Annotated in this window: 14 protein-coding genes; 12 read left to right on the forward strand and 2 right to left on the reverse strand. The window is 34.4% G+C overall.

The genetic code is table 11. The annotated features are described in order from the left end of the window. Positions 1-126: 126 nt before the first annotated feature. From E0F91_RS09925 to E0F91_RS09965, 9 genes are all read left to right on the forward strand, one after another. Positions 127-1,284: a homogentisate 1,2-dioxygenase gene (locus E0F91_RS09925; RefSeq protein WP_132066390.1), complete on the forward strand. Its 1,158-nt coding sequence runs from the start codon at positions 127-129 to the stop codon at positions 1,282-1,284. 249 nt (positions 1,285-1,533) lie between these two features. Then, on the forward strand, positions 1,534-2,694 hold the full coding sequence (hppD, locus tag E0F91_RS09930) for a 4-hydroxyphenylpyruvate dioxygenase (protein ID WP_132066391.1): 1,161 nt from the start codon (positions 1,534-1,536) through the stop codon (positions 2,692-2,694). A 292-nt stretch (positions 2,695-2,986) separates the two neighbouring features. Next, on the forward strand, positions 2,987-3,754 hold the full coding sequence (locus E0F91_RS09935) for a DUF3108 domain-containing protein (protein WP_132066392.1): 768 nt from the start codon (positions 2,987-2,989) through the stop codon (positions 3,752-3,754). Positions 3,755-3,756: 2 nt separating this feature from the next. Further along, positions 3,757-4,692, forward strand: a complete 936-nt coding sequence (locus tag E0F91_RS09940) for a tryptophan 2,3-dioxygenase family protein (RefSeq protein WP_132066393.1) — start codon at positions 3,757-3,759, stop codon at positions 4,690-4,692. A gap of 20 nt (positions 4,693-4,712) precedes the next feature. Beyond that, positions 4,713-5,933, forward strand: a complete 1,221-nt coding sequence (locus E0F91_RS09945; protein WP_132066394.1) for a M23 family metallopeptidase — start codon at positions 4,713-4,715, stop codon at positions 5,931-5,933. A gap of 179 nt (positions 5,934-6,112) precedes the next feature. Further along, entirely contained in the window at positions 6,113-7,771 is a 1,659-nt protein-coding gene (pgi, locus tag E0F91_RS09950) for a glucose-6-phosphate isomerase (protein WP_132066395.1), read from the forward strand. A 372-nt stretch (positions 7,772-8,143) separates the two neighbouring features. Then, entirely contained in the window at positions 8,144-11,437 is a 3,294-nt protein-coding gene (locus E0F91_RS09955; protein ID WP_132066396.1) for a TonB-dependent receptor, read from the forward strand. A gap of 95 nt (positions 11,438-11,532) precedes the next feature. Further along, positions 11,533-11,967: a hypothetical protein gene (locus tag E0F91_RS09960; protein WP_132066397.1), complete on the forward strand. Its 435-nt coding sequence runs from the start codon at positions 11,533-11,535 to the stop codon at positions 11,965-11,967. A gap of 84 nt (positions 11,968-12,051) precedes the next feature. Beyond that, on the forward strand, positions 12,052-12,528 hold the full coding sequence (locus E0F91_RS09965; RefSeq protein WP_132066398.1) for a septal ring lytic transglycosylase RlpA family protein: 477 nt from the start codon (positions 12,052-12,054) through the stop codon (positions 12,526-12,528). Here E0F91_RS09965 and E0F91_RS09970 read toward each other — a convergent pair whose 3' ends face one another. Further along, positions 12,529-12,996: a CYTH domain-containing protein gene (locus E0F91_RS09970; RefSeq protein WP_132066399.1), complete on the reverse strand. Its 468-nt coding sequence runs from the start codon at positions 12,994-12,996 to the stop codon at positions 12,529-12,531. 420 nt (positions 12,997-13,416) lie between these two features. Between E0F91_RS09970 and E0F91_RS09975 the strand changes: the two genes are divergently transcribed. From E0F91_RS09975 to E0F91_RS09985, 3 genes are all read left to right on the forward strand, one after another. Then, positions 13,417-15,504, forward strand: coding sequence for a recombinase (locus tag E0F91_RS09975; protein ID WP_132066400.1), 2,088 nt, complete (start codon positions 13,417-13,419; stop codon positions 15,502-15,504). A gap of 49 nt (positions 15,505-15,553) precedes the next feature. Then, on the forward strand, positions 15,554-16,636 hold the full coding sequence (dinB, locus tag E0F91_RS09980; RefSeq protein WP_132066439.1) for a DNA polymerase IV: 1,083 nt from the start codon (positions 15,554-15,556) through the stop codon (positions 16,634-16,636). A 94-nt stretch (positions 16,637-16,730) separates the two neighbouring features. Then, positions 16,731-17,246: a PAS domain-containing protein gene (locus E0F91_RS09985; RefSeq protein ID WP_132066401.1), complete on the forward strand. Its 516-nt coding sequence runs from the start codon at positions 16,731-16,733 to the stop codon at positions 17,244-17,246. Between the two features lie 65 nt (positions 17,247-17,311). On the opposite strand, the gene E0F91_RS09990 is transcribed toward E0F91_RS09985, so the two are convergent. Beyond that, entirely contained in the window at positions 17,312-18,082 is a 771-nt protein-coding gene (locus E0F91_RS09990; protein ID WP_132066402.1) for a Bax inhibitor-1/YccA family protein, read from the reverse strand. Positions 18,083-18,181: the final 99 nt, after the last annotated feature.

An 18,181-nucleotide genomic window follows, 5' to 3' on the forward strand; every position in this document is an offset into this window, starting at 1 on the left:
GTTTATTAGAATATCTTCAATTCCTTATCAAGAGAAATCCGGAATAAGTACCCTTTTTTTGATTTATCATAGCACATTATAAAGTAATCTTAACTTTAATTTGTTACACTTTTAAACAAAAAAATCATGCCTTTATATCATAAATTAGGGAGTTTTCCCCAAAAAAGACACACGCAATTCGAAAAACCAAACGGCGGTTTGTACTACGAACAACTCTTTGGAACAGAAGGTTTTCATGGTCATTCGTCATTGCTATATCACGTTCACAGGCCTACGCAAGTCAAGGAAATTCTAAAATCTTATTCGGTTGAACCTAAAATCGCCATTGGAAAAAACATTAAATCATTACTGTTAAAAGGATTTGAGTTAAAACCAGAAGATGATTTTCTAGACAGTCGGAAAGCGATGTTGGTCAACAAGGATTGTACGATAGGATTAGCCGCTCCAAGACAATCGTTGCGCAACTATTTCTATAAAAATGCTGATGCCGATGAAATGATTTTCATTCACAAAGGAAAAGGGAAACTGCGTACCATGATGGGAAATATTCCTTTTGAATATGGCGATTACTTGATTATTCCTCGCGGAATGATTTACCAAATTGACTTTGAAACTTCGGAAAACAGATTGTTCTACGTCGAATCCTTTGCGCCTTTTTACACACCTAAACGCTATAAAAACGAATCAGGGCAACATTTAGAGCATTCGCCATTTTGCGAACGCGACTTTATTTTGCCAAACGAGTTAGAGACCCACGATGAAAAAGGCGATTTTCTCATCAAAATCAAAAAAGAAGGTATGATGCATGAAGTGGTTTATGCCACGCATCCTTTTGACGTTGTGGGTTGGGACGGATATAATTTCCCTTACGGATTCAGCATTCACAATTTTGAGCCTATAACGGGGCGCGTTCATCAGCCGCCACCGGTGCATCAAACCTTCGAAACGGCAACTTTTGTGGTTTGTTCTTTTGTTCCAAGGTTGTACGATTACCATCCAAAATCTATTCCAGCGCCTTACAATCATAGCAATATCGACAGTGATGAGGTTTTGTATTATGTAGATGGCGATTTCATGAGTCGTAATAATATTGAGCAAGGTCACATTACATTGCACCCAAAAGGGATTCCGCACGGACCAGCGCCAGGAGCTATGGAACGCAGTATTGGTCATACAGAAACACACGAACTGGCAGTTATGGTCGATACATTTCGCCCGTTGATGGTCACCGAAGAAGCCATGGGTCTAGACGATGGTCAGTACTATAAATCTTGGGTGGAATAGTCATTGCGAGGAACGAAGCAATTACATTACAATTGTCAGCCTGAGCGTAGTGGAAGTAAGGAGCTGTTTCCTGCTGTACGTTATATCTTTTCCTGGCTAAAGAAGCCAGAAAAAGGATGCCACTTCCATCAGGGCTAGGATGTAGAATAATCAACAACATTTTTTTAAATTCATAAATCCGTGTACATCAGTTTAATCCGCGTCATCCGCTTTCCAAAACTGTACGTACCGAATCAAAAAATAAATATCATGTCAAAAGAAGTAAAATCAGTAGAATACGGACTAGAAAAAATATTTGAAGGAGCGCAAGATTTTCTTCCTTTACTAGGAACCGATTATGTAGAATTCTACGTAGGAAATGCAAAACAATCGGCACATTATTACAAAACGGCTTTTGGTTATCAGTCATTGGCGTACGCCGGATTAGAAACCGGAGTTCGAGACAGAACATCGTATGTGTTAAAACAAGATAAGATTCGTATTGTTTTAACGACGCCTTTAACACAGGATTCTCCTATTCACGAACATTTGCAAAAGCATGGTGATGGAGTGAAAGTGGCGGCGCTGTGGGTTGAAGACGCGACAAGTGCTTACGAAGAAACAATGAAACGTGGCGCGCGCTCTTTTATGGAGCCAACGGTTGAGAAAGATGAATTTGGAGAAGTAGTACGTTCCGGAATTTATACCTACGGGGAAACGGTGCATATTTTTGTGGAGCGTAAAAATTATACGGGTGTTTTCCTTCCGGGCTACAAGGAATGGAAATCCGATTACAATCCAGAACCAACAGGATTAAAATACATCGATCACATGGTAGGAAATGTAGGTTGGAACGAAATGAATACTTGGGTGAAGTTCTATGAAGACGTGATGGGATTTGTGAATTTCCTTTCTTTTGATGACAAACAAATCAATACGGAATATTCGGCGTTGATGAGTAAAGTAATGTCTAATGGAAACGGAAGAATTAAATTTCCAATCAACGAACCTGCTGAAGGAAAGAAGAAATCACAAATTGAGGAATATTTAGATTTTTATGGCGGACCTGGAATTCAGCATATCGCTATTGCTACGGATGATATTATCAAAACGGTATCGCAACTCAAGGCAAGAGGAATCGAATTCTTATCTGCTCCGCCGCATACGTATTATGAAGCTATACCAGAGCGATTGGGTGATCACATGAAAATGATGAAAGAAGACCTGAATGAAATCGAGAAACTGGCAATCATGGTTGATGCAGATGAAGAAGGATATTTATTGCAAATTTTTACAAAACCGGTGCAAGACAGGCCTACCTTGTTTTTTGAGATTATTCAAAGAATGGGAGCCAAAGGGTTTGGTGCAGGGAACTTTAAAGCACTATTTGAATCAATTGAGCGTGAACAACAATTGCGAGGAACGTTATAGAAACGCATTATTTTTACATATTGTGAAAAAATAACCGATGAACAGCACGTTTTTTTATAAATGTTGTGTTAAACTTTATTTTTTGCAAAAATAACTGAATTTGTTAGCTACCTTTGCACTCGCAAAAAGGGAAGGGGTGGTTTCCTTCCTAATTTCATATAAATTTCATAGTTTATAGTTTTTTGGTTAGTTAATAGCATAAAAACTCAGTCATTATTTGACTGAGTTTTTTTGTTTTAATATATTTGGAACAAATTTTGCTAATACATTCAATAAATTGACAAAATAAGTAATGAAAAAACTAATCTTATTCTTCATATTGATTGTAACAGTAAGCTTTGATTCTCCTCAGGAAGATGCTTACGGTGTGGGAGAATATTTCAAATTCAGAATCCATTACGGAATAGTGAATGCTGGATATGCCACTTTAGAAGTGAAAGATGCCACGCTAAATAGCAAAAAAACGTTTCATGTTGTTGGTAGAGGATACACCACGGGAATGTCACGATTTTTCTTCAAAGTAGATGATTTATACGAAAGTTATATCGACAAGGAAACTAGAAATCCATATCAATTTGTTCGGAAAATTGATGAAGGTGGTTATACCAAAAATCAAGAAGGTTTTTTCAATCAATCCAGTAATAGGGTGGTGGTGAAGGATTATAAACATAAAACGGAAAAAACGCTTTATATTCCAAAAAACACTCAAGATATATTATCAACTTTTTATTATTTAAGGAATCATCCTAATATTGATAAGTTAAAAATAGGCGAAGCCGTTGCTATTGACATGTTTTTTGATGATGAAACTACAAAATTTAAGCTAAAGTTTATAGGACGAGAAAATATTACCACTAAATTTGGCGTTGTTCCAGCTATGATTTTTAGACCTTTAGTACAATCAGGACGTGTTTTTAAAGAACAAGAAAGTCTAACCGTTTGGATTTCGGATGATGATAATAAAGTGCCGCTCAGGATAAAAGCTAGTTTAGCTGTAGGTTCAATTAAGGCAGATATTGATGCATACAAAGGATTAAAGACTCCTTTCAAAAAAAAATAAAAATGAATAACAATGAGAATTCAGAAGCTATCTTAAAAGAAATTGAGCTTAAATACAATGCGATAAATCAAAAAACAGAGACGCAGTTAGAAGGATTGCTTTGGTCTAAACCTATTACGTATTGGGATTACATTCAAACAGATGCTTTGTTGAATCTGCAAATTCAAAGAACGACGCTTCCTGATGAAATGGTTTTTATTATGTATCACCAAGTAAATGAATTAATATTTAAAATGATTCTTTGGGAAATGCAGCAAATTGCGTATTGTAAGGACATCAATACAGTTTTTTTTACAGAAAGATTGATGCGAATTAGTCGTTATTTTGATATGTTAACTACCTCCTTCAGTATTATGGGAGATGGAATGGAAGTGGAACAATACATGAAATTTAGAAATACATTGACGCCTGCTAGTGGTTTTCAGAGCGCGCAGTACCGCTTAATAGAATTTTCTTCCACTGACCTAATAAACCTGATTGACCACCGTTATAGAGACACCATCGACAGAAATACTCCGTATGAGTTTGCATTGGAGCATTTGTATTGGCAAGCAGCTGGTAAAGATTATCAAACTGGAAAAAAATCTTTCCTATTGGAGGAATTTGAAAAAAAATACAAAAAGGAATTCCTAGCGTACATGGAGGAATACAACACCATAAATATTTGGCAAAAATTCAAGCAATTACCTGAATTAGATCAAAAAAATCCTGAATTAGTTCAAGCGATGCGTCATTATGATCATACGGTCAATATCACTTGGGTAATGCAACATTTGAATACAGCAAAAAAATACATTGATCAAAGCGGAAAAGGAGATGGCGAAGCTACTGGTGGAAGTGACTGGAAAAAATACATGCATCCTAAATACCAAAGAAGAATTTTCTTCCCGGAATTATGGAGTAGCCATGAACTAGAAAATTGGGGAGTAGAAAAGTAAGTTGAATTAAAAAACACGGTTTGAAAAAAATATTTATAGTTATAATAGCACTATTTTCTTTAGTATCATGTAAAAAAACGGAGGAAATAGTTCCGGAAAAAGTAGTACAACTTGTTCCTAAAAAAAGCGAATTTGGATTTGTTCTTTCTGATTTTAATATAGTTAATGACACAATCGAAAGAGGGGATACTTTTGGGACTCTTTTAGAAGAACAAAATATAGGAGATCGGCAAGTATATGATATTATTGCAAAAGTCCGTGATTCATTTGATGTGCGAAGTATTAGAATCAACCGACCTTTTACATTGTTGAGATCCAAAGACAAAAAACATAATTTAGAGGTTTTTATCTATCAGCCTGACAACTTAAGTTATTATGTAATTGATTTTCGAGATACAGCGGTGGCTGTATTCAAAAAAACAAAACCCATTACAATTAAACGCCGAACCATTGGTGGAGTATTAAAAGAATCATTGTCTGAAACCTTAGGCAATGCCAAGATAGAAGGAGCGCTAGCTAGCAAAATTGCTAAAATTTATGCCTATTCTATTGATTTTATGAAGCTCAAAAAAGGAGATCGCTTTGCAATAACTTTTACTGAGCGTTTTATAAATGACTCCATTTATGATGGAGTAGAAGAACTCGAAGCTTCTTTTTTTGAATACCGAGGAAAAATTATTTATGCATTTCCTTTTGCTCAAAATTCCAATTCAGATAAAAAAGAATACTACGACGAGCAAGGAAAAACACTGAAAAATTTCTTTCTAAAATCGCCTATAAAATTCAGCAGAATTTCGTCCCGATTTTCGTCCAGTCGCTTTCATCCGGTTCAACACCGATGGAAAGCGCACAAAGGAACAGATTATGCAGCGCCACGCGGAACTCCTATTACCGTTACAGCTGGAGGTGTTGTAGAGCAAAGTGGATTTACGGCCGGAAATGGAAATTTTGTAAAAGTAAAACACAATGGAACTTATTCTACGCAATACCTGCACATGTCAAAAATTTTAGTAAGACGAGGTCAGCGTGTCAGTCAAGGTCAAGTTATTGGTTTGGTTGGAAGTACAGGTCTTGCAACTGGACCACATGTGTGTTATCGTTTTTGGAAAAATGGAAAACAAGTGGATGCGCTCAGGCTTAAATTACCTACTGGTGAACCTATGACCGGAAGCAATAAAAGCCGTTTTCTAGCACAAATAAGTCCGTTGAAGTTTGAATTAGACAGTGTAGCTAATTTGTAATTGGACAGTTTATTCAGGTAAAGAAATCCTAAAGAAACAGATTTAGCTTAATTGGATTCTACAATAGCGCAATTCAATGGTTTTAACGCTAAATTGTTATATAAATCAAAACCCATTTTTCATTAAAACAAATTTGAGTATTTTTGTCCCAATTTTAACAATACTACAACTCCTTTATAATGGCTTTAAATACTAAAAACCCAACAGAAACAAACGCTTGGAAGAAACTGGAATTGCATTACAGCGAAATGCAAAAGGCTTCTATGCAAGAATTATTTCAATTGGATTCTTCGAGAGCGAACACTTTTAACTTACAATGGAATGATTTTTTAATCGATTATTCTAAAAACATTATCAATACAGAGACGATTCAGCTGTTGTTAGAGTTGGCTGATGAAGTTGGACTTAAAAGCGCCATTGCTGACTATTTTGAAGGTGAAGTAATCAATCAAACTGAAAATAGAGCGGTGCTTCATACTGCGCTACGTGCTACTGATTCCGCAGTTGTTAAAGTGGAAGGAATTGATGTGATTCCTGAAATTTATGAAGTAAAAGAGAAAATAAAAGCATTTACAAATGAAGTAACTTCGGGTGAGAGAACTGGTTTTACGGGCAAAGCATTTACAGATATTGTAAATATTGGTATTGGAGGATCTGATTTAGGGCCTGCAATGGTTGTTGAGGCCTTACAATTCTATAAAAATCATCTTAATATCCATTTTGTTTCAAATGTGGACGGGGATCATGTTAATGAGATTATCAAAAAACTGAATCCGGAAACTACACTGTTTGTAATCGTTTCCAAGACATTTACCACACAAGAAACATTGACTAATTCTGAAACAATCAGAAAATGGTTTTTATCAAAAGACTTTGGTACAACTCAAGAAGATGTTGCTAAACATTTTGTGGCGGTTTCCACCAATATTGATAAGGTAACTGAGTTTGGTATAAATGCAGCTAATGTTTTTCCGATGTGGGATTGGGTTGGCGGACGATTCTCTTTGTGGAGTGCTGTTGGACTTACGATAAGTTTAGCTGTAGGGTACGATAATTTTGATGAATTGTTACAAGGAGCCAATGAAATGGACGAGCATTTCAAGATGGAAGATTTTGATAAAAACATGCCCGTTATCTTGGCGTTATTGAGTGTCTGGTACAATAATTTTTTTGGTGCCGAAAGTGAAGCCTTGATTCCATACACACAATACTTGCAAAAATTAGCGCCTTATTTGCAGCAAGGAACGATGGAAAGCAATGGTAAGAGTGTTGGTCGTGACGGAAAGCCAGTGAATTATCAAACGGGAACTATAATCTGGGGAGAACCGGGAACCAATGCGCAACATGCTTTTTTTCAGTTAATTCATCAGGGAACAAAATTGATTCCTGCAGATTTTATTGGTTTCATAACTCCTTTATACGGAGACAATGATCATCATGATAAATTGATGTCTAACTTTTTTGCCCAAACGGAAGCCTTAATGCATGGAAAATCAGGAGTGCAAGTTCAAGCAGAATTTGACAAACAAGGCATTTCAGAAGAAAAAGCTAAATTTCTTTTGCCTTTTAAAATATTCTCAGGTAACAAACCAACGAATACTATTTTAATTCAAAGGCTGACACCAAAAACTTTAGGTTCTTTGATTGCTCTGTATGAGCACAAAATTTTTGTTCAAGGTATCATTTGGAATATTTTCAGTTTTGATCAATGGGGAGTGGAGTTAGGTAAACAATTGGCAAACTCTATATTAGCGGAAATTGATACGGAAAAAGTGCAAAGTCATGATAGTTCTACAGCATTTTTATTGAATCATTTTTTAAGGAATAAAAAGAATTAAAAAATTTATATTCTTAATAAATTTTGATATAATTTGAACTCAACGCTCTTTTTAGAGTTATTAATATAGTTTTCAAGGCCCTGATTGGAGTGAAATCAGGGCTTTTTTATGGCTAAGTATCTCTGTTTTAATAGTTTTTTTAAGATTATTAAGTTTTTTTTCATCTTAAAAATTTGTCAATAAATGAATATAATTCAATAAAAGTAGTTTTCTATTGATAAAAAATCTATTTTTTATAAAAAAAACAATTAAAATTAATTTTAATTGTTTTTTGGTTTTTTTTTAAATGGCAATTCTTAACGTTGTGTTAACTTATTAAACTAAAAATGTTATAATTTTGCCAAATATTTTTAAACTAAACAAAAAACAAAAATGAAAAGAATTATTTTTATTTTGATTATTTTTTTATCAGTTGTAGGTCATTCGCAGGTTACTAGTTCTGCTATGTCTGGTACTGTTAAATCAAATGCTGGAGAAACTCTTCCGGGAGCTTCGGTTGAGGTTGTTCATAAGCCAACAGGAACTAAGTACTATTCTACTACGGATGGTAATGGACGGTATGCAGTTCAAGGAATTAGACCAGGAGGACCTTATACCATTAAGGTGACTTACGTTGGTTATAAAACAACAGAGATTACAGATATTACTGCTCCTTTAGGTAATAACTTAACTGTAAATGTTGTTGTTGAAGAAGAGTCAAATGCTTTAAGTGAAGTAATTGTTTCTACAAAATCAAAAGGTAATTTCAATAAAGGAAGAACCGGAGCTTCTCAACAATTTTCTAATAGAGAAATAACTGCGGTGCCAGTAACAGGTGCGCGTTCAATAAATTCAATCACAAAGTACAATGCCAATGCAGGTAGTAATGGTACTTTTGGAGGACAGGATTCAAGATTAAATAACTTTACTATTGATGGTTCTGTATTTAATAATGGTTTTGGTTTAGGTAGTGATTCACAAGCAGGGGGTAGAACAGGGTCTACAGCAATCTCTTTAGATGCAATTGAACAACTACAAGTAAGTATTGCTCCTTATGATGTACGTCAATCTGGATTTTTAGGATCCGGAATAAATGCCGTTACAAAAAGTGGAACAAATGAAGTAGAGGGATCAGTTTATAATTCATTCCGTAGCAATAAAAAAGATTTTATTGGTACTAAAGCGGGAGAAACAGTTGTTGTTCCAGGAAAATTTGAAGAAAAAATCTGGGGTGCTAGAATTGGAATGCCTATCATAAAAGATAAATTGTTTTTCTTTGGAAATTTTGAAACTATAGAAAATTTAAGCCCAGCTACAACTTGGACTTCTACAGGTTCACCACAGCCAAGTGGTCAGGTTTCGGCTCCTACTTTTGCACAAATGGAAACACTTTCTAATTTCTTGCAAGAGAAATTTAATTATACTACTGGACCATGGGAGAATTACGATTCTGAGAGAATTTCTAAAAAGTTCCTTGCTAGAATTGACTGGAATATCAATGCCAATCATCAATTAACAGCACGTTATGTGCATCACGATTCTAATTCTGATGAGTTAACGTCAAACTCTTTTTCATTAGGGAATGGTAATAGGAGAACAAGTCCGCTTGCAATGTCATTCAAAAATAGTGGTTATGTCATACAAGATAATACGAGATCAGCTGTTTTGGAATTGAATAGTAAATTAAGCAATTCTTGGTACAATAACTTCATCGCAGGTTATGACAAACAAATAGAAGATAGAGCTTTACAAGGTGGTGGTTTATTCCCAACAATTGACATCTTAAACGGATCGAATACATTTATTTCGGCTGGTTTAGACCCTTTTACACAAGGTAATAAATTGTCTTATTCTACATTGCACTTCACAAATAATTTAACTAAAACGGTAGGGAAACATTCTTTATTGTTTGGTACTAACTTTGAATATTTTAAATCAAGTAACTTGTTTTTCTCTGGATCAAACGGTGTTTACGTTTTTAACTCTTTAACTGATTTTTACGCTGCGGCAAATCAATCAGCTAATACTGGAGGATTGCCATCTACAACTGCACTTCCTTCACGTTTCCAATTTAGATACTCTGCTTTGCCGGGTGCTCAAGAGCCATTGCAAATATTTAAATCTAATAAATTCGATTTGTATACGCAAGATGAAATGAAATTGAGTGATAGATTCAAATTAACGGTAGGTATTCGTGCTACAGCAGTTTGGTTTGCTGATACCGCTCTTGAAAATCCTGCAGTTACGGCATTGACGTTTGCAGAAGGGCAAAAGTTCAATACAGGAGATATGCCTGATACACAATATTTATTTGAGCCTAGAGTTGGTTTCAACTTAGACTTAAATGGAGATGCATCTACTTTACTTCGTGGAGGTAGTGGTGTATTTACAGGTAGAGCACCATCAGTTTATTTGTCTAATGCTATTGGAAATAATGGTGTACTTACAGGTTTTGTAGACGTTAGTGGTGCTGCATTAGCAAATGGAGGATATGGTTTTACGCCTAATCCTAATGATTATTTTATTCCTGATACTCCAACTCTTCCTACTACATTTGAATTGGCTTTTTCAGATAAAAAATTTAAGTTTCCACAAGTTTGGAAAACAAACATAGCTGTTGATCAAAAACTTCCTTTTGGTTTTGTAGGTACAGTTGAGGGGATTTTTCAAAGAAACATTAATGCAATCAACTATTATAACGCAAACTTTGATGCTCCTGTTGGAACGTTTAGCGGACCAGATAACAGACCAAGATATGCACGTAATGATGCAGGTGTTCGTGTAAATGATAATGTTTCTAGTGCTGTTGTTTTAAGTAATACGGACAAAGGATATTTTTATTCTACAACTTTTAAATTAGAGTATCCTTATAAAAAAGGTCTTTGGGGATCTTTTGCATACACGCACTCAAGTGCTAACGATTTATTGTCTCCTGGTTCTATTGCTTCTGGTTCATGGACTGGAGCTAGATCTGTAAATGGAAATAATGATTTGCCATTAGCATTGTCTAATAACAATACACCACATAGATTAGTAGGTATTGTAGGTTATAAAATTGAATATGGTAAAAATGTAGGAGCAGCTACATCAATCAACTTAGGTTATATTGGTGAGCAATCAGGTCCGTTTTCATATTCTTATGGAGGTGACATGAATGGAGATAGAGTAAATAATAATGATTTGATTTATGTGCCAAATAGCGCTAGTGAAATTCGTTTCCAACCACTTTCAATAACAAATGGTACTGTTGTGACAGCTTACACAGAAGCACAACAGCAATTAGCTTATGATGCATACATCAACCAAGACAAATATCTTTCTACAAGAAGAGGGCAGTATGCTGAAAGAAATGGTGGGGTTTTACCAATGTTACATAGATTAGATTTATCTGCAACTCAAGATTTTTATATTACGATTGCTGGTAAAAAGAATAACTTCCAATTTAGAGCTGATATCTTAAACTTCACCAATTTTATCAATAAAGATTGGGGTGTAACGCAAAGAGTTACTAATGCGAATGTTTTAAATTACAGAACTACAACTTCTAATGTTCCTTTTTATCAATTAGCAACTCAAGTAGAAGCTGACGGAACTAGAGTTTTAATTAAAGATACTTTTCAAAAAAATGCATCAACATTTGATGTTTGGCAAGCACAATTTACTTTGAGATATATTTTTGGAAAATAATATTTTAAGATTTTGAATATTTTAAAAACCACGTTGAGAGACGTGGTTTTTTTATGCCTTTTTTTATTATATTTGTTAAAATAAAAATATTAAATATGTACGATTTTATTCAAAAATTCCATTCTGGCTGGGCTTATTTGGCTCTTTTAGTATTGGTGGTTGCGGTGGTAAATTCCTTAATTGGAATGTTTTCTAAAAAAGAATTTCTTTCCAAAGATCGAAAAATTGCCTTGTTTGCCTTGATAGCAATTCACATTCAATTTTTAGTGGGTATCATTTTATATTTTGTTTCTCCTAACGGATTAAATATGATAAAAGCGGTGGGAATGGGAGGCTTAACAACGGAAAGCCGATTGTTAGCACTTGAGCATCCATTAATCAATGTTATTGCTATTGCATTAATCACTATAGGTTGGTCTAAACATAAAAAATTGATGACTAGTGAGTCAAAATTTAAAACCTTCTCTATTTTATATGGTTTGGGATTATTACTTATATTGAGTAGAATTCCATGGAAAATATGGTTATAAAAAACCTAAAAAAAAGCTCTAGAAATAGAGCTTTTTTTTTCTAGGTATGGTTTTTGTAAAATAGATTTAACTAACACAAGATATATGAAAAAATCAATTACTTTATTTTTTTTACTGGTAATAAGTTGCGCAGTCTATAGTCAAAGTTCAGTAAGACAGAAAACCTTAGTTCAAAAAGATTCCATCAAAAAGAGTAAAATGGCAATTGAAATTGAGGAAAAAAAATTGGATTCTTTAGTAGCGGTATTAGGCGTTTTTAAGCCTTTCAAAAAAGCGGCTCATGCGTCATATTACGCAGATAAATTCAACGGAAGACGCACTACTAGTGGTACAAAATTTGACAATAACAAATATACTGCCGCACATAAAAAACTTCCTTTTGGTACAAAAGTTAGAGTCACCAATGAGAAAAATGGAAAATGGGTAGTTGTGGAAATCACCGATAGAGGGCCTTTTGTAAAGTCTAGAGAAATTGACCTTTCAAAACGAGCATTTATGGATATTACTTCCAATAGAGGCAGTGGGGGAATGCTGGTAACTATTGAAGTATTGAATAAATAATTACCATTTTTGGAAGGGAATTTTGCTTAAATAAGCATTGTAATAGCGTATGTCCCCGGTGACTTCAGTACCAAGCCATTCAGGTTTATCAAAAGAATCCGTCTCAGCGTTAAGTTCGATTTCTGCAACTATTAATCCTTCATTTTTACCATAAAACTCGTCTACTTCAAAAGTGTGATTCCCAGATTTTATTTCAAAACGGGTTTTCTCAATGACACCTTCTTCACATATTACTAGTAATGCTTTAGCCTCAGCAATAGGAATTTCTTTTTCCCATTCAAATCGGGACATCCCTGTTTTATTTGAATTTCCTTTTATAGTCAAAAATCCTTTGTCACCTTTGATGCGTATGCGAACCGTACGTTCAGGAACTGAACTCAAGTAGCCTTGCGCAATATGATTTTGAGCAAAAGCATCTGCTTTGAACGATTCGTTTTTAACCAAAAATTTTCTTTCTATTTCAATCATATTATTTTGATTTTTGTAATACTTGCGATTGTTTATTTGGTCAGCAATAGTAAGTTTATTTGCTGAAACAGACAATCTCTAATCTCCTTTTTTCTATTTAAAAAACAGTTTTAGTATTGGAAGGTCTTCTTTGTTATTGTTTCTAATCTCAGAATTCAAAGGTATTGAATATTTTTACTTTAGTCGGTTTCTATTTTTTTATAGCAAATGAAGTGCTACTTTAGTTTGTAGATGCGAAGTTGCGTTTCATTTCTTAGGTTGTGTAGCACTATAATTATAATCTCGAAAGCATAAAGGAAGCCAATTCAAAAAAGTAAGGGTGTTTATTTGCTTTTTTGCCCTTTTGAATCAATTTTTTATGAATTAGTTCGCTGAATTTGTTTGGCCTATTTGTATTTTTACAAAAATTGAACTAAAAGAATGAAGGTATTTTTCAAAGTTAAGCCTAAGGCCACTATTGCAGGACTTTTAACTGAATTTTTTGGTGAAGCACAATCTTGGCGCGAGACAAGCGACAGCTTGGAGCCTTTAGTTGAATTAATTCGTCTGATACGTCCTTTAAAAGTCAAAAAGGGACAAAAGGTGGATTTACAAGAAATTATTTCTTTTTTAAAAGTAAATTATGCTTGTAGAAAACAGTTTTCTATCTACCTCAAAGAGATTTTAAAAGACAGGAAATTTAATAAAATTCTTTCTGACGCCGCCATTTTGCAAGATGTAGATTTTCTCTTTGAAGTAAAAAAGAGAATCTTCGCTAAGTTCTTGCCTTATCAGCCACAAATAGATACTTTAGAATATATTCTGAATCAGGTTTTTTATCTTGCCAATGATGGGATTTGGATTAACCAAATACCATTAAACCAATTAGGAGAAGTGTACGATCTTTTGAGGTTCAAATCTATTTATGATACGGCGCAGCCCAATTCTATTCTGTCGGAGTTATTAGTTGCTATGCATTTGATTACGCAGCGCATCAGTGGTCGAGCAATGGAAACGGATGTAATCAAAATGGTGCCCGAATTTGATGATCTCGAAAGTCCATTTTCTGCTTTTGAAAAGGAATTGTTTTTAATGGAAGATCGAATTAGAATCTCCCACAGACACTACATTACCTCAGATGATTTATCGTATGCGCAGTTATTAGTTTTGCACAAGCAATGCGAAGAATTTGTGGAGAAGGCATTTCATAATAGTTCAAAATACGGCATTTCACTTCGGGTAAACCAGAATTTATTAAAAATTAGTCAGCAATTAGAGCGACTTAAATTTTTAATTTCGTTACTGATAGTAGATAGTGAGAAAGATAAAAAGAACAATGGGATCATATTAGCTTCGCGACTAATAAAGTTTAACTGCTACAAAAATAATGTTCGAAAATTTGTAGCAGAAAGCACCCAATTGATTTCCTACGAGATTACACAACATACCGCTAAAACGGGGGAGCAATACATTACAGAAGGTCGTAAGGAATATTTTAAAATGTTCAAAACAGCGCTAGGAGGTGGATTCATAGTAGGGATTTTGTGTGTTATAAAAGTGTTTCTTTCTAAGGCAGACACCAGTTTTTTTGGACATGCTTTTCTTTACAGTATGAATTATGCTTTTGGTTTTATAGCGATTTATCTTTTAGGCTTTACTTTAGCGACTAAGCAACCGGCAATGACTGCGGCGGCCTTGATTAAAGCACTTGAAGAGGGTGTATTGAAGCAGGGAAAAGATGCTGAAAAGTACAAAGCTTTTGCTATTCTATTTGCAAGGGTATTTCGTTCTCAGTTTATCGCTTTCGTGGGAAATGTAATTATGGCTTTTCCAGTTTCCTTATTGGGAATTTGGCTTATTGATTACATGATGCAGTACAATATTGCTGCAACTAAATGGGAAGGTTTACTTATTGATTTGAGTCCTATTCACTCTTTGGCTATTCTTCATGCAGCTATAGCTGGAGTTTTTCTGTTTTTATCGGGAATTATCTCGGGCAGTGTGGCCAATAGAGACAAGCACAATCAGGTCTATTTTAGAATTACAGAACATCCTTTCCTTAAAAGGAATTTAGGAAAAACAAAAACGGTAAAACTAGCAAAATTGTATGAAAAAAGATGGGCAGGAATTATTTCTAATTTCTGGTTTGGTATATTCATGGGTAGCACGGCGTCTATTGGATTGTTTTTAGGATTAAATCTTGACATTAGACACATTACTTTTGCCAGTGGGAACCTTGCTTTAGCATTGTATGGAGCTAATTATGAAGTTAGCGATTCGATGTTGTTTTGGGGTGTTTTCGGTATTGGAATTATAGGATTGGTTAACTTTATGGTAAGTTTCAGTCTCTCATTAGGCTTGGCATTCCGTTCACGAGCGATCTCACTATTTGAACTTCGATTCGTAACCGTGTCTATTTTCAATCATTTCAAATCAAGACCCTTTAGTTTCTTTTTTCCAACAGAAATTAAAAATAAATCAAGCGTGGCTGATAATTACTTACAGGTCAAAGAGGTCAAAGATTTGTAGTGTATAATAAGTCATTGAAAAAGCAGGATGGTTATTCAATTCTATTATGATGCATGATTTAAATCCAAATAGGAAAATTATACACGTTGACATGGATGCTTTCTATGCTTCGGTTGAGCAATTGGATAATCCGGATTTGCGCGGAAAACCCATTGCTGTTGGAGGTTCAGAAAGCCGAGGGGTAGTTGCTGCAGCAAGTTACGAGGCTAGGAAATTTGGTGTTCGTAGTGCCATCAGTGGTGTTATGGCTAAAAAAAATTGTCCAGAGCTTATTTTTGTGCCACCTCGGTTTGATCGGTACAAGGAAATATCCAGCAAAATTCAAAAAATATTTTATGAGTATACAGATCTTGTGGAGCCCCTTTCGCTTGATGAAGCGTACCTTGACGTTACGGTTAATAAAAAAGGGATCCCAAGCGCTACTTTATTAGCGCAGGAAATTAGGAAACGCATTTTTGATGAAGTTGGTTTAACCGCTTCAGCCGGAATATCAGTTAATAAGTTCGTAGCTAAAATCGCCAGTGATTACAATAAGCCGAACGGTCAGAAAACAGTTAATCCAGAGGAGGTTGTTTCTTTTTTAGAAGAACTAGCCATTCGGAAATTTCATGGTGTTGGGAAAGTCACAACAGAAAAAATGTACCAGCTGGGAATTTTTACAGGATTGGAGTTAAAAAATAAGTCCTTAGATTTTTTAGAGAAACACTTTGGTAAAGCAGGTAATTTTTATTACAATGTGGTGAGAGGGATTCATAATAGTGAAGTTAAATCAAATCGAATCACTAAATCGGTGGCTGCAGAGCATACTTTTGATGTTAATCTTTCTTCCGAAATTTTTATGATGGAGAAATTGGAGAACATAGCACATTCCCTAGAAAAAAGATTAAAAAAACACACTGTTGCCGGCAAAACAATAACTTTAAAAATAAAATACAGTGACTTTTCACAGCAAACCCGCAGCAAAACGATGCCTTATTTTATATCGGATAAAACTTTAATATTAGAAATTGTAAGCGAACTTTTGTATCAAGAACGAATGAAAGATTCTGTACGATTGCTTGGTATTTCAGTGAGTAATTTGAATACAGAGCAAAAGAAATTCGTGGTGGTGCAGTTAAAATTTGATTTCTAATGAATACTTAGTGCGTTCAACAAGGGTTAAAGTTTAAAAAGTATTATTTTATTATTATAAATAAAATTACATTTGAACTTTAAATCAATTTATCATGAGTGATTTTAGACAATATGAAGAGGCTATTTACTTGTATCACAATCGTTTAAGCGTTAAAACTGTGCCGGTATATTCGTGGGATTTCCACAATGATTTTTTACGCGCAATGAAGAGCTTTTTTTTGGATTTGGATAAACTGAATACAATTGCCTTGCAAAATAAATGGGCTCAAAACAATTGGGATCTTAAAAACAGCCTTAAAGAGGAGGTAATTGTTGTGACGGATGTCAAATTACAAATTGTTTTTGCATCACATAACATGATAGCAATGAACGGGTATACGGCAGCAGAAGTCTTAGGGAAAAGTCCAAAAATGTTTCAAGGTGAAGCGACAAACCAGATTACCTCAAATGAAATTCGTAAGGCAATATTAAAGCATGAGCCTTTTGAAAAAACAGTTATGAATTATAAAAAAAATGGTGAAGTTTATGTTTGTCTGATAAAAGGTTTCCCGGTTTTTAACAATAAGGGGGAATTAAGGCATTACATAGCTTTTGAAAAAGCCGCATAATATAAAAACCCTTTCTAAATCTATTCTAGAAAGGGTTTTTCTATTTTTAATTTTGTACGAGGGTCTTAATTTTTACTGTTCAGTTTAGAAAGCAGTCTTAAAAATTCAATATATAGCCAAACTAAGGTTATCATCAAACCCATAGCACTATACCATTCCATGTATTTTGGCATTTTTTGCTCAGCTCCTTTTTCAATTCGGTCAAAATCTAAGAATAAGTTCAAAGCAGCTATAACGATTACAAAAATACTGATTCCGATACTCATCAGTGAGTTCCCATAATGCACGGGTGTAAAACTGCTAAACATTGAAAAAACCCAAGAAATAAGGTAGTATGTTGCAATGGCAAGAGTTGCAGCCACAACAACTGATTTGAATTGTTCTGTTACTTTGACAATTTTATATTTATACAATACTAGGCAAACCATAAAAGTTACAAATGTAGCAGCAACAGCTTGAATTACAATTCCAGGATACTTTGCTTCAAATATTGCTGAAATTCCACCAATAAATAAACCTTCGAACAAAGCATAACCTGGAGCAAGGTAAGGAGAATAGTGTGGTTTGAAAGCAGCTATGAGAACTAAAACTAATCCCATGATGGCGCCTCCAATTGCTGGAGCTATTGGATTCATGCCATTAAACGCCATCCACCAAATTACGGTTGCAGAAGCTGTGAGTAGTAAGAATAAAATCAAACTTCTATTTATAGTTCCTGATAACGTCATCTCGTCATTATAATCGATAATAGTGGCTTGATGTACTTGGTCTTTTTTAGAAACTGCAGTCGAAAAAGTTTTATTATTTAAAAATGGATTTTTAGAACTAAAATTCATAATTGGAGTGATTTTTTGTTAGTCAAATATAAATTTTATTTTGCATAACCGTGTTTAATTGTTCTTAATTTTTTTGCCAAAGAATAGATTTTATGAAAC

It is taken from the genome of Flavobacterium sandaracinum, from assembly GCF_004349135.1.
Taxonomy (GTDB): Bacteria; Bacteroidota; Bacteroidia; order Flavobacteriales; family Flavobacteriaceae; genus Flavobacterium; species Flavobacterium sandaracinum.

Excerpts from the sequence above, each read along its gene's own strand:
- E0F91_RS09925 (WP_132066390.1), top strand. The coding sequence starts at position 127 with ATGCCTTTATATCATAAATTAGGGAGTTTTCCCCAAAAAAGACACACG.
- hppD (WP_132066391.1), top strand. The coding sequence starts at position 1,534 with ATGTCAAAAGAAGTAAAATCAGTAGAATACGGACTAGAAAAAATATTT.
- E0F91_RS09935 (WP_132066392.1), top strand. The coding sequence starts at position 2,987 with ATGAAAAAACTAATCTTATTCTTCATATTGATTGTAACAGTAAGCTTT.
- E0F91_RS09940 (WP_132066393.1), top strand. The coding sequence starts at position 3,757 with ATGAATAACAATGAGAATTCAGAAGCTATCTTAAAAGAAATTGAGCTT.
- pgi (WP_132066395.1), top strand. The coding sequence starts at position 6,113 with ATGGCTTTAAATACTAAAAACCCAACAGAAACAAACGCTTGGAAGAAA.
- E0F91_RS09955 (WP_132066396.1), top strand. The coding sequence starts at position 8,144 with ATGAAAAGAATTATTTTTATTTTGATTATTTTTTTATCAGTTGTAGGT.
- E0F91_RS09960 (WP_132066397.1), top strand. The coding sequence starts at position 11,533 with ATGTACGATTTTATTCAAAAATTCCATTCTGGCTGGGCTTATTTGGCT.
- E0F91_RS09965 (WP_132066398.1), top strand. The coding sequence starts at position 12,052 with ATGAAAAAATCAATTACTTTATTTTTTTTACTGGTAATAAGTTGCGCA.
- E0F91_RS09970 (WP_132066399.1), bottom strand. The coding sequence starts at position 12,996 with ATGATTGAAATAGAAAGAAAATTTTTGGTTAAAAACGAATCGTTCAAA.
- E0F91_RS09975 (WP_132066400.1), top strand. The coding sequence starts at position 13,417 with ATGAAGGTATTTTTCAAAGTTAAGCCTAAGGCCACTATTGCAGGACTT.
- dinB (WP_132066439.1), top strand. The coding sequence starts at position 15,554 with ATGCATGATTTAAATCCAAATAGGAAAATTATACACGTTGACATGGAT.
- E0F91_RS09985 (WP_132066401.1), top strand. The coding sequence starts at position 16,731 with ATGAGTGATTTTAGACAATATGAAGAGGCTATTTACTTGTATCACAAT.
- E0F91_RS09990 (WP_132066402.1), bottom strand. The coding sequence starts at position 18,082 with ATGAATTTTAGTTCTAAAAATCCATTTTTAAATAATAAAACTTTTTCG.